The organism is Streptosporangium sp. NPDC051022 (assembly GCF_040683035.1).
Taxonomy (GTDB): domain Bacteria; phylum Actinomycetota; class Actinomycetes; order Streptosporangiales; family Streptosporangiaceae; genus Streptosporangium.
Genome location: NZ_JBFBCF010000001.1, coordinates 221447 through 233349, shown reverse-complemented (window position 1 = coordinate 233349; position 11903 = coordinate 221447). Strand labels below are relative to the sequence as shown.

At 71.0% G+C, this 11903-nt stretch carries 14 protein-coding genes; all 14 read right to left on the bottom strand.

Annotated elements, in window-relative coordinates:
• Positions 1-3: 3 nt before the first annotated feature.
• The 14 genes from AB0N02_RS01080 to AB0N02_RS01015 all read right to left on the bottom strand — a co-directional run bounded on the left by AB0N02_RS01080 (position 4) and on the right by AB0N02_RS01015 (position 11883).
• Positions 4-837 (bottom strand): VOC family protein, encoded by an 834-nt coding sequence (locus tag AB0N02_RS01080; protein WP_363941090.1) that lies wholly within the window; start codon positions 835-837, stop codon positions 4-6.
• Positions 834-2393 carry a hypothetical protein gene (locus tag AB0N02_RS01075; protein WP_363941088.1) on the bottom strand — a complete coding sequence of 520 codons (1560 nt, stop codon included), beginning with the start codon at positions 2391-2393 and terminating at the stop codon, positions 834-836. Before AB0N02_RS01075 ends, AB0N02_RS01080 begins: the two co-directional genes overlap by 4 nt.
• A 73-nt stretch (positions 2394-2466) precedes the next feature.
• Positions 2467-3207 carry an Asp/Glu racemase gene (locus AB0N02_RS01070; protein ID WP_363941085.1) on the bottom strand — a complete coding sequence of 247 codons (741 nt, stop codon included), beginning with the start codon at positions 3205-3207 and terminating at the stop codon, positions 2467-2469.
• A complete protein-coding gene (locus tag AB0N02_RS01065; protein WP_363941083.1) occupies positions 3204-4025 on the bottom strand; it encodes a GntR family transcriptional regulator in 822 nt (273 codons plus the stop codon). Before AB0N02_RS01065 ends, AB0N02_RS01070 begins: the two co-directional genes overlap by 4 nt.
• Positions 4018-4248 carry a hypothetical protein gene (locus AB0N02_RS01060; RefSeq protein ID WP_363941080.1) on the bottom strand — a complete coding sequence of 77 codons (231 nt, stop codon included), beginning with the start codon at positions 4246-4248 and terminating at the stop codon, positions 4018-4020. The genes AB0N02_RS01065 and AB0N02_RS01060 overlap by 8 nt, the downstream gene beginning before the upstream one ends.
• Complete coding sequence (locus AB0N02_RS01055) at positions 4245-5099, bottom strand: nitrilase-related carbon-nitrogen hydrolase (protein ID WP_363941078.1); 855 nt, start codon at positions 5097-5099, stop codon at positions 4245-4247. Before AB0N02_RS01055 ends, AB0N02_RS01060 begins: the two co-directional genes overlap by 4 nt.
• Positions 5092-6195, bottom strand: a complete 1104-nt coding sequence (locus AB0N02_RS01050) for a hypothetical protein (protein WP_363941076.1) — start codon at positions 6193-6195, stop codon at positions 5092-5094. Before AB0N02_RS01050 ends, AB0N02_RS01055 begins: the two co-directional genes overlap by 8 nt.
• Before the next feature lies 1 nt (position 6196).
• On the bottom strand, positions 6197-7216 hold the full coding sequence (locus AB0N02_RS01045; protein WP_363941074.1) for a hypothetical protein: 1020 nt from the start codon (positions 7214-7216) through the stop codon (positions 6197-6199).
• Between the two features lie 16 nt (positions 7217-7232).
• Positions 7233-7988 (bottom strand): SDR family oxidoreductase, encoded by a 756-nt coding sequence (locus AB0N02_RS01040; RefSeq protein ID WP_363941072.1) that lies wholly within the window; start codon positions 7986-7988, stop codon positions 7233-7235.
• A gap of 2 nt (positions 7989-7990) precedes the next feature.
• Positions 7991-8179 (bottom strand): ferredoxin, encoded by a 189-nt coding sequence (locus AB0N02_RS01035; protein WP_363941070.1) that lies wholly within the window; start codon positions 8177-8179, stop codon positions 7991-7993.
• Positions 8176-9315 carry an NADH-ubiquinone oxidoreductase-F iron-sulfur binding region domain-containing protein gene (locus AB0N02_RS01030; RefSeq protein WP_363941068.1) on the bottom strand — a complete coding sequence of 380 codons (1140 nt, stop codon included), beginning with the start codon at positions 9313-9315 and terminating at the stop codon, positions 8176-8178. Before AB0N02_RS01030 ends, AB0N02_RS01035 begins: the two co-directional genes overlap by 4 nt.
• Before the next feature lie 50 nt (positions 9316-9365).
• Positions 9366-9980 (bottom strand): isochorismatase family protein, encoded by a 615-nt coding sequence (locus AB0N02_RS01025; protein WP_363941065.1) that lies wholly within the window; start codon positions 9978-9980, stop codon positions 9366-9368.
• Entirely contained in the window at positions 9973-11349 is a 1377-nt protein-coding gene (locus AB0N02_RS01020; RefSeq protein WP_363941064.1) for a Rieske 2Fe-2S domain-containing protein, read from the bottom strand. The genes AB0N02_RS01025 and AB0N02_RS01020 overlap by 8 nt, the downstream gene beginning before the upstream one ends.
• Positions 11350-11370: 21 nt before the next feature.
• Positions 11371-11883, bottom strand: coding sequence for an aromatic-ring-hydroxylating dioxygenase subunit beta (locus AB0N02_RS01015; RefSeq protein WP_363941061.1), 513 nt, complete (start codon positions 11881-11883; stop codon positions 11371-11373).
• Positions 11884-11903: the final 20 nt, after the last annotated feature.

Sequence of the window (11903 nt, the reverse complement as noted above, 5' to 3'; positions counted from 1 at the left end):
CGGTCAGTTCGGCAGCAGGCGGCGGGCCCGCTCACGGATGACGCGCTCCTGTTCCGGGAGCGTGAATAGGGTGAGCTGCTCGCCGTCGTGCGCACCCAGGCGCAGGCAGCGCTGCTCCCACGGAGTGGTCACGACGTCGGCCTCTCGGACGGCGCCGGCCTCGGCGAGGCGGGCGGCCAGCCTCTCCAGCTCGTCCTCGTCGCGGACCTCGACGCGCAGCGCGTGGTCGCGGCCGTAGCGCCCGCCCGCCTCGGAGTCGTCGACCAGGTCCCACTGGGCCTCGTCGAACAGCTCGATCGCGGCGGGCGCGACGGCGAACAGCACGCCGCGCTGGCCGCCGGGGTGGGTCCACTCGTCGACGATCGGCAGGCCGAGGCCGTCGCGGTAGAGGCGGACGGCCTCGTCGAGATTCTTGACCTTCAGGCAGATCCGCAGCTCGTCGAAGTGCCTGCGGCCACCGCCCGGGTGCTGGGCCGGGCGGCTGACCAGGACGTACACGTGTCCGTCGGGGGCGCGAAAGTGCGACCACTCAGTGGCCCACGAGGTCTCGACGCCGACGTGGACCTCCCCGATGAACTCGATCCCGTGGGCCTCGAGTTCGGCCCTGGCCTCCCGGACGTCGTCCACGAGCAGGCCGGCGACCGGGTGCTCGAAGAACGAGTGGTCGGTGTCGGCGGGTTTGAACACTTCGAACGCGTCCCCGTTGGGCAGGTCGAAGACCACGGCGCCCGGCTGATCGAGCCCGATCGGCAGGCCGACGACGTCCGCCAGGAACGCGCGCATGTCCTCGAAGTGGGTGGTGCGCGATCCGAGCCAGCCGATGCCACGTACTATCACGGTGTTCTCACTTCTTCCTTCGATCGGGTGCGGCCCAGTTCGCCGCACGCGGTGCAGACGGGGGCGCCGCCGTTGGCCGGGTCCCGGTCCATCTCAAACGCCACGTACGAGCGCTCACAGATCGCGCAGGCGATCCGGGCCGCCCACGCGTCGTCCACCTCGGTGCGCGGGTCGCCCTCCCGGCGCAGCAGGCTGGACGGGCCGAGCTTGAGCACGAGGGCGTAGAGCACGACGCTGATCACCAGCGCGACCAGCGGCGCGAGCTGCGACAGCGTCGGGAAGGTCGCGGAGCTCTGAGTCAACCAGATGCCGATCCCGGCCGAGACGATCCACACGCCGAGGCCCGGGGTGGCCTTACGCAGCCGCCCCGGCCGGAACTCGGGGCCGTCCGGCCCGCGGTCCTGCGGGGTGAGCGCGAAGTGCGTGACGACGATGCCGACCCAGCTCACCAGGAAGACGCCCTGCCAGGTCAGCGCGTTCTGCAGGTAGCTGAACACGTCGGTCAGCATGAGCAGGAACGCCACGGCGGCGACGATGACGACCCAGACCAGGCGCGACAGCCGGAGCCCGAACATCCGGGCGAAGAGCCGCTGCCAGTTGATGGACGACAGGTAGTAGTTGACCGTGTTGACCCGGGTCTGGGTGACCACGATCAGCAGGACGCCCCACAGGCCGAGTGTGGTGACGATGGCCTGGACGACGCCCGCCTCGGCGGCCGGGTCGTTGGGCAGGACCGTGCGGGTGAGGAAGATGCCCGCCAGGCCGTTGAGCAGGAACAGCCAGATCCAGTAGACCCAGCCGAACGTGACGTGCTGGTGGAAGCGCAGGTCCTTCGGCTTGCCGAGCCGGGCGAACTCGACCGTGGTCGGCATGAGCAGCCAGATGCCCATGTAGAGCGTGAACGTCATGAGCCAGCCCGGCACGGGCCGCGCCTCGGCCGGGATGACGCCGGGGAACTGCAGCCAGTCCGACTGCCCGTGGTGATCGATCGCCGCGACGACGACGGCCGCGACGACCCCGACCACGTAGAGCGGGAGCAGGATGCCGTTGATCCGGTCCATCCATGTCTGGACGCTGCCCATCATGAGCGGCAGCATCGCGACGACCACGATCAGGTACCACCAGCGGATGTCGGGCCCGTCAAAGTGGATCTTGAACGCCTGAGCCAGCACGCTGCTCTCGAACACCGCGTAGTACGTGGTGTTGGCGGCGATCAGCAGCGAGGTGAGGACGGCTCCGACGGCGCCGAACATGCGGCGCGACAGCAGCGTCGGGTTGAGGCCCCAGCGGACGCCCCAGGCGGTCATGAGCCAGTTCAGCCCGGCGTAGACGGCGACCGTGACGACAAGCCCGATGATCGCCTGTTCGGTGCCCACCAGGCTGGAGACGAGTGCCCCGTAGAAGAGCCACACCATGGCGCTGAGCAGCGACCAGTTGGCCATCAGGAGCTTGAGTCTGGGGACGCGCGCCGTGAGCGGGACCGCGTGCTGGGCGTAGTCCTCGGCGCGCTGCTCTTCGACGACCCGGGGGTCGTCCTCATAGGTGACGGACAACATGACATGTCCCTTCTACGAGGGGGATATGGGGGATGTGAATGCAAAAATGTATGCACTCAGGGAGCGATGAAAATCAGCCGCGATCCGCGAGCAGCCACCCGGCGCCCGGAACGACCGGGTCGAGGCCGAGCACGCGGAGGGTCCGCCACACGGTGGCGACCGAGGCGGTCACCACCGGGATGTCGAACGCGTCCTGGATCCGCTGCACGACGGGCAGCGAGGGCATCTGGACGCACGCGCTGAGCACGAGGGCGTCCACGCCCGAGGTGTCGACCTTCTTGGCGACGTCGACGAGGTCGGCCGGGTCGAGCCGCCCGACCGCCAGGTTGTCGGAGACCTCCAGGCTGATCGAGTCGTGCACCTCGACGCCCTCGGCCTCGATGTACTCGCAGACGGTCTGGGTGAGAGGCTTCATGTACGGGGCGATGACCGAGATCTTCCTGGCCCCGAGGTGTCCCAGTCCCTCGACGAGCGCGCCCGCCGAGGTGACGACCGGGATGTTCCCCCCGGCCCGCTCGGCCAGGTTGCCCTGGCTGGCCCGGTGGTATCCGGCGCCCTGCGCCATGATCGCCACCAGGCAGGCGTACGCCATGACGTCCACGTCCGCGTCGGCGAGCTCGACCGCGCAGCGCAGGGACTGCTCGTCCATCTCGCGCAGCTGCTCGGGATCCACGTGCCGCATGCGCATCCGGGAGGAGTGGAAGGTGAACCGCTCGGCGCGGATCTCCTCCCGGGCGCGCAGCATCGCGGGGATCTCGGTCTCCATCGTCGTGTTCGAGCTCGGCACGATCATGCCGACCCGGATGGCGGTCATGGGGGATCTCCTTCGAGAGGGACGTTCGTGAGGTTGGTGGTGGTGAGGGCCAGGTCGTGGCGGACCTCCTGGCGGAGCCAGCGCAGCCTCGCGGGGCGCTCGATCCGCCGGTCGGGTCCGGTCTCCAGCTCGATGCCCAGGCCGCGGGCGGTCATCGGCAGCGCGTCGAAGACGTGGTCGGGTGAGCCGTCGAGGACGAGGCCGAGCGCCGCGTCGATCAGGTGGAACTCCAGGATCTGCCGGGCGAGGACGGCGTCGCCGTCCCTGATCGCCTCCAGGAAGATCCGGTCGGCGGCCGTGAAGTCCTCCGGGGTCCCCGGGTGCGACAGGTAGAGCCGCTGGTGCCGGTAGATCCGGGTGTGCAGGGTGTCGATGAGGTCGGCGACCCCCTTGGGGTAGCGGCGCAGCGCGGTCTGGTGGAAGCGCAGGTGCGCCTCCTGGAAGTCACGGATACGGCGTCCGCCCCGCTCCATGTCCTCCAGGTCGGCGGCCATCCGGTCGAGGTCCTGGCCGGTGAACTCCCCGACGAGCCCGGCGATCGTCGGGGGTTCGACGAGCAGGCGCAGCACGTAGTGCTGCTCGACGTCGGCGTGGCTGGCCGGCGCGACCTCCATGCCCCGGTTGGCCTGCGACACGACCAGTCCGTCGGCCTCCAGCCGCTGCAGGGCCTCGCGCAGGGGGGTGCGCGAGGTCGCCAGCTCCGTCGCGAGCGCGCCCTGCGAGAGCCGCAGCCCGGGACCGTAGACGCCCGTGATGATCCGCTCGCGCAGCGTGCGGTACAGCTCGTCGACGGTGGTGCCCGGCCGGATCTCAGGCATCCTCGGAACCCAACTTCCGTGCGAACAGCTCGCTGAACTTCTCCGGGTCCTGGGCGGCCACGATCTCCAGTTGCATGGCGTCCAGCAGGATGCGGTAGCCGTGCTTCGGCACGTACAGCTCCAGCCGCTCGCCCTGCCGGGTCCACACCTTGCGGACCTGGACCCCGGTGAACTCGTTACCGATGCCGAAGCTCTCCCCGGCCCGGACGATCCCGTCGTTCATCCGCCGACTCCTCCACCAAGCTCGATGATCTCTGCCGGGACACGGTACGCGGCGGGGCGCACCCCGCGCAGCACGGGAAGCGCCTCCCGGCGGCGGGTGACCTCGGCCGGATCGAGTTCGACCACCTGATAGGCGGCCGGGGCCTCGCCGAGGTCCGTGAGCACCTCGCCCCACGGCCCGACGGCCAGGGCGTGGCCGTAGGTGGGGAACGCGTCATCGCCCTGTGCCCCGCGGACCGTCGCCGAAGCGACCACGTAGGCCGTGTTCTCCACGGCTCGGGCGCGCAGCAGCAGTTCCCAGTGGGCCTCGCCGGTGCGCTGGGTGAACGCGGCCGGGACGAGGAACACCTCCGCCCCGGCGAGCGCCAGCGCCCGGTACAGCTCGGGGAAGCGCACGTCGTAGCAGATCGTGACCCCGACCGTGACCCCGGCCACGGACAGCAGCACGGGCCGCTCCCCCGCCAGCTCGACCCCGGAGGCCTCGAACGACCGCCCGTCGACCACCGCGTCGAACAGGTGGATCTTGTCGTAGCCCCCGGCGATCTCACCGTGCCCGTCGATGACGAGCGCGGTGTTGTGCACGCCGCCGGAGTGCCTGCGCTTGAACCCGCCGAGCACGACCGCGCGGCCGGTGTCCCTGGCGGCCCGCCGCAGCGCGCCGATCTCCGGCGCGTCCACGGTCAGCGCGGCGGCCCGCATCTCGGCGTTGGTGCCGAGCATGAGCCCGTTCTCCGGCAGCAGCACCAGGTCGGCCCCCTCGCACGCGTGGATCATCTCCACCGCGCGCGCGACGTTCGCGGCGAGGTCCCGGGTGGCGTGCCACTGGGTGAGGCCGACCTTGAGACTAGGCATCGACCGGCTCCGGCAGCAGCATGTCGACGACGGTCCAGCCGCCGCCCGACGCCTCCATCGGCTCGTAGGCGAGCACCTCGCCCCGCACTCCCGGCCCGGTCAGGCCCAGCATGATCAGCCAGTTCAGGAACTCGTACTGGCCGTGGTCGAGCAGCGCGTACGGTTCCAGGTTGCCGAGATCGCAGCCGCGCCCCGCCTGGAGCATCTCCAGCACGTACGTGTCGAACTCGACGTCGACGCCGCCGAACTTGCCCGGGTCGAGCCAGTGCGACAGGCCCCCGGTCGCCAGCATCGCGACCCGCTTGCCGCGCCCGGCCACCACGTACCGCATGACCTCGCCGAAGGCGCGGGCGCCGAACGGGGAGAAGCCCCGGGCGGGCTGAGTGATGATCGGGATGACCGGCAGGTCGGGCCGGGGCAGCAGCTGCCTCAGCGGCACGATCAGGCCGTGGTCCAGGTCGATCCGAGGCGACTCCTCGACCTCCAGACCCTCGGCCCGGATGGCGTCGACCAGCGCGCGGGCGTACTCGGGGGCGCCGGTCAGCGTGAGGTCGAGGTCGGGCCGCTTGAAGAACTCCATCGAGCCGGTGTGGGTCGCTCCCGAACCCACCACGAAGGCCCCGGTGTTGAAGCTCTGGAAGTGGCAGTCGGCCGTGACGATCAGCACCTCGGGGTCGGCGGCCGCGAGCCGTTCGGCCAGCCTCCGGTAGCCCTCACTGAGCCGCCCGACCGCCTCGGCCGGGTCGATCTCCGGCCGGGCCAGCAGGTCGGGAACGTGCGAGCAGCCGCCCGCGAAGACCAGGTTGGCCGGGACGTCCGGGTCGGGCAGCGCGGCCGACGTCTCGACGTGGAAGCGCCCCGCGCTCGTCGAGTCGCCGAGGTCGTCGGCGAACCAGCGGCTCACCAGGATCGTGATGCCGTCGACCAGGCCCGCCGAGCGGAGCCGGTCGCGGTCGCCGCCCGCGATGACGCCCGCCCACTCGGCGTCCAGGTCCATCTCGGCGCCCACGGCGGCGGGGTTCTCGCGGAACCTGGCGAGCAGGTCGGTGTCCTTGGCCAGGGCCAGGATCGCTCGCTCCAGGGTCTTGGCGTCCACGTCAGGCGCCCTCTCCGGTGAGACGGCCGTCGCGGACGACCGCCACGCCGTCGATCTCGACGGTGCAGGCGCGCATGGGGATGTCGAGGTGGGCCGGGGTCTCCCGGCCGGCGAACCGGTTCGGGCCGGTGGACCACATGAAGTTCCCGGCGGTGGAGCGGAGCTCCTGGCCGTACAGCGAGCGCGGCTCGTAGACCTCGAAGGCCGACCAGCGGGCGATCGGGTGGACACCCCACCCCATGTGGGACAGGGCGTACACCTCCGGGTCGTGCCACGCCTCCATGTAGTCGCGGAGCACGAACGCGTCGTTGCCGTCACCCTTGATGTCGGTGATGAAGCCGTCCTCGACGGTCAGCGTGACGGTGTCGCGGACCGCGCGCTGCCACGGGATGAGCACGTCGCCCGCTTGGAGCACGATCTGGCCCTGCGCCGTACGGTCGTGCGGGAAGCAGGCCACGAAGCCGCTCGGCCAGTGGTCCCAGCGGCCCGGCTCGTCCACGTAGCCCCACTGATGGGTGATCGGCAGGTTCTCGCCGGAGATGTCGGCGGTCAGGTCCGTTCCGGCGGCGCTGGTGACGCGGAGCGTGTTCCCGGCCCTGAGAAGGCGGCCGCCCGCCTCGACGACGGCGCGCAGGTTCTCGTCGCCCATGAGCCGCTCCAGCACGTCGGTCGGCTCGGCCACGAACAGCATGCGCTTGCCGTTGCCGGTGATCCGGGTCCGCACGTCGGAGTGGATCAGGCCGCCCACGGTCACGTCGATGACGAGGTCGCACTCGGCCGCCGCGGCGAGCAGCGCCGCGACCTCCCGGCCGTCCGCCTCGTACGGGGGCAGCATCGGGTTCGACAGGCTGGAGGCGGTCAGCACGAGGGCGCCGGCGCCGAGGTCACGGGCGGCGGCGACGGCCGCCTCGGCGTACTGGGTCTTCTGGCCCAGTTCGGAGATGACCGCGACCGTCTCCGACGAGGTGAGCTTGCACAGCTTGAACTGGTCGACGAACAGTTCGCGCAGTGTCTTCGGCATTCGGATGCTCCTTCGGTTACATGGTTGAGCGGATGGCGCCGCCGTCGACCGCGAAGGCCTCGCCGGTCACGAAGGCCGCGGCGGGAGAGACGAGGTAGGCGGCGGCCCGCGCGATCTCCTCCGGCTCCGCCCAGCGGCCCAGCGGGATGGCCGAGACGACCTTGGCGATCTCCTCGTCCTCGGTGGTGCCGTTGGCGGCGGCCTTGGTGGCGGTGATGGCGCGCATCCGGTCGGTGCCGGTGGCGCCCGGCATGAGCTGGTTGACGCGGATCCCGTGCGGAGCGAGTTCCATCGACATCTGCTTCGACAGTGCCGAGACGGCCGACCGCATGGTGGCCGACAGGACGCCGCCGGGCGCCGGCTGCTTCACCCAGGTCGAGGTGATGAACAGGATGGTCCCGCCGCCCTGTTCCGCCATGACCCGGGCGCCCGCCGTGGCGAGCTGTACGGCCGGGCGGACCAGCAGGTCGTAGGCGGTCGCGTAGTCGTCGGCCGTGGTCTCCAGGAACGGCAGGATGCGCGGCCCCGGGGTGTTGACCACGAGGACGTCGAGCCGCCCGTGGTCGGCGACGACGCGCGGGACGAGGGCGTCGACGGCCATGGCGTCCGACAGGTCCACCGGGTAGGCCACCTGACCGGGCCGGGCCTTCGGGTCGCGGGCGCTGACGGCGACCGTGGCGCCCTCCGCTGCGAGCAGCCCGGCGATCGCGGCGCCGATCCCGCGGCTGGCGGCCGTGACGAGCGCGACTTTGTTCTTCAGTCCGAGGTCCACGGTCAGTCCTGGAAGGTGATCGCGCACTCGGGACAGGACGCGGCGGCCGCGCGGGCCGTGGCCTCGTCCGTCACCGTGCCGTCGCCGATGACCGAGGCGTAGCCCCAGTCGTCGAGCTGGATGAGCGTGGGCGCGAGCTCGGCGCAGGTGCCGTAGCCGTTGCATTTGGTCGCGTCGACGAACGCCTTCATGTCGTGACTCCTCCGAATTCGGTGAGAACGGTTCTGGCCCACCCGGCCGCGCCGTCGAGGAAGGCGCATGCGCCCCGGCCGGGCAGAGTCTCCCCCCAGCGGGCCAGGTCGGCCCGGTCCTTGCCTGACGCCGTACCGCTCCGCAGGGCGGCGAACGCGTCCCTGATGGCGGCGGTGCCCCTGACGCAGACGCCGCACTGCCTGGCCGACTCCTCGGCGTACCAGGCGGTGATGTCGGCGGCGACGGCGAGCGGCTCCTGGCCGGCGGCGAGCGCGGTGACGGCGCCGCAGCCGAGGCCCGACCCGGCGGCCCTCACGTCCTCGTAGGTGACACGCAGGTTCGCGTGGCGGGGGCCGAGCAGGCCGCCGAACCAGCCGCCCATCACGAACCCGGCCGGGTCGCAGGTGAAGCCCCCGGCCACGTCGAACAGCTCGGTGAGGGTCAGCCCGAACGGGACCTCGTACACGCCGGGCTCGGCGACCGCGCCGGTCAGCGTCACGAGCGTGGTGCCCGGCGACTCCGGCGTGCCCCGCCGCCGGTACGCGGCGGCGCCGTGCCGGGCGATCCAGGCGGCGTGCGCCAGGGTCTCGACGTTGGAGACGAGCGTCGGGTGCCCGTCCACGCCCTGGTCGCAGACCCGCGGCGGCCTGGCCTGCGGCAGCGCCGGGCCACCGCTGATGGACCGGCAGGCGGCGCTCTCCTCCCCCGCGACGTAGGTGGGCTCGACCACGTGGACATCCACCCGGACGGCGGGCGCGCGCTCGGCCAGCGCCGCGCCGATCGCGGTGACCGTGTCCGAGTGGGACAGGTAGACCACGGCCCGGTCGGCTCCCACGGCCTGCGCGGCCAGCAGCAGGCCGTCGAGAACCAGGTGCGGCCGGTGAGTCAGCAGCCAGCGGTCCTTGTGCGAGACGGGCTCGCCCTCCTCCCCGTTGGCCACGACCACGCGCGGCCCGGGGTTGGCGGCGACCGCGCGCCACTTGATGTGCGCGGGGAAGCCCGCGCCTCCGCGCCCCCGCAGCCCCGCCGCCTCGATCTCGGCGATCAGGTCGCCACAGGTCACCGGCCCGTACGTGCCGGCCGCCAGCTCGGCCGCGAGGTCCATGGGCTCCCGGGTGAACAGCCTCGGTTCCACCGGGTTCAGCCCCGCTGCGCTCGGTTTCGTCGGGCTCGGTTTCGTCGAGCTCAGTTCCACCGGGCCACCACGTCCCTCAGCCCGACGACGTCGGCGTACTTGGCGTCGATGTCGTACAGGTTGGCCTCGTGCGGGCCCGCCTGCCGGTCACCGACGCACTCGACGGGCACGAGCACCGGATAGTTGAGCGCGCAGGCGTCGATCACCGTGGCGCGGACGCACCCGGAGGTGGTCGCACCGGTCACGATCAGGGTGTCCGCGCCGCTCGCCGCCAGGCGCTCGGCCAGATCGGTGCCGTGGAACGCGGACGCCTGCTTCTTCACGACGACCGGCTCGCCGCCCCTGAGCCGCGCGTCGACCTCGACCCAGTGGGTCCCCTCGGCGAGCGCGGTCAGCGCGGGCATCTTGCGCAGCCAGACGAGGGTGTCCAGTTCCTCGGGCGCGTACGCGATGGTGGTGAAGAACACCGGCCAGCCTCTGGCACGCGCGTGGGCGAGCAGCCCGGCGGTCGCGGCCACGACCTCGTCGAGGTCGGAGCCCGGCGGGCAGGCCGGATCGGTGAACCCGTTGATCAGGTCCACCACCACCACGGCGGGCCTGCCGCCCGGCGTCAGCCGCCCGCCCAGGCCCGCGGGGATCGCGGGGATCGCGGGGATTTCAGTCATCGAAGGAGAACTTCGGCCAGGCGCCCGGTTCGGCGCGCATCATCTCGCCGTAGAAGCGGTAGAGGTTGCGCTGCACGCCCTCCTCGTACCGGGACCAGTAGGAGATCCCGGGGCCGGGCCAGTCCTCGACCGGCCTGGCGATGCCGATGCCCGGCATGCCCATCTGGTAGTTGAGCTTGAAGTCGAGCAGGTCGGCGGCGACGGAGCGGCCGGTGCGGCTGACGGTGATCCACGGCTCGGTGTCGTCCATCTCGAACGCCCCGCCCATGGAGAACGTGCCGAGCCCGGCCCGGTACGCCCGGTCCTTCTGCGCGGGCGTCATGTTCTTGTAGACGCAGAACCAGTTCCAGATCTCGACCTGGCCGACGCCGTGCGGCTGCCAGGTGCGGATCGTCACCACACCGGTCGGCGGGTGGTGGGTGCCGTCCTCGGTCATCGGCAGCGCGAGGATCGAGAAGTTCGGGAAGACGTTGGCGACCATGACACGTGAGCGGCGCGCGATGTCGAGCTGGTGCTCGCTGATCCGGCTCGTGTCGAACGTGGCGGCCAGCTCGTCGGGGAAGCCGAAGAACTTGGGGCCCGGCTCGTCCTCGGTGGGGGCCATCGAGAACGACAGCGAGTGTCCCGGCGCGGCCTGGACGTGGTAGCCCATCATGTTCTCGCGGAACGGCACCGGGAAGGCGCCGATCTCCCACACCGACCGGTGCAGCGTGCCGAGATGGTAGTCGTCCCCGGCGAAGTTGTCACTGCCGGACTTCCAGTTCGCGTCGATGACGAACCGCTGCGGCGCGCCGACGATCTCCATGCCGTGCTCGTTGAGACCGAACAGCAGGTCGAGGTACCAGGCCATACCGCCGAGGTACTCCTCCAGCGGGGGCGCCGATGGGTCGAGCGTGGCGAAGATCAGCCCGTGGTACGACCGGACCTTGGCCGCCTTGGTGAGCCCGTTGCCCTCCTTGGCCATCCCGCCGAACGCGTTCTTCCACAGCGGCGCGCCGACCAGGTCGCCCTTGGCGTTGTAGGTCCAGCCGTGGTACGGGCAGCGGAAGTGCGAGGTGTTCCCGGAGTCGGCCCGGCAGACCTGCACGCCGCGGTGGCGGCAGGCGTCGAACAGGACGTTGATCTCGCCCCGCTCGTCGCGGATCACGATGAAGTTGTCCTCACCGATCTTGCGCAGTACGTAGTCGCCCTTGGCCTCGATCTCCGACTCGTGGGCCAGGAAAACCCAGCAGCGGCCGAAAACCCGCCGCAGCTCACGGTCATAGATCTCCTGGTTGCCGAACAGGCCGACCGGGATCTCCCCCTCGGGAAGACAGCGGTCCAGCTCGTCGAGGAGCGCGTCGGCCCTCGTTGGCCCAGTGATCGTCATCGGCGTTACTCCTCAGAAGCCTCAGAAGAAGATGGAAAGGTTGTGGGTGCCGATCACCGTGAGGTCCAGCAGGACCCGGCGGCGGTGGAGTTTCAGCACGCCGTCCTCACGACGCAGCACGTCCCGACGCTCGCCGGACAGTAGCTGCGGCTGCGTCTGCTCCTGGCGGGTCCGGAAGATCAGCAGGTTGCTGCGCACGCCGATCTCGTCGCCGTCCTCGGTGACCCGGATGTTGGTCACGAAATGCCTGATCCGGGATGGGGGGTCCTCCGCCCACGCGTACGCGGTCTCGTTCCGCGCGACCCGGCTCTCCAGGGATCCGTATGTCTCATCCAGGTGGTAGACGCCGTCCACGAACCCGTTGCCCCGGGCACGCTCCACGGTCTGGCGCAGTGGCACCTGGTAGACGACGTCCGGGCTCACCATGCCCTCAAGCCACTCACGCTCACGGTATTCGTCGAGGAGCTCGGCCTCGATCACCATCCACTGCACGACCTCGTCGTACAGCGCGCTCCCGGCCATGACCCTGCCCATGGCCACCTCCTCTCGAAGTG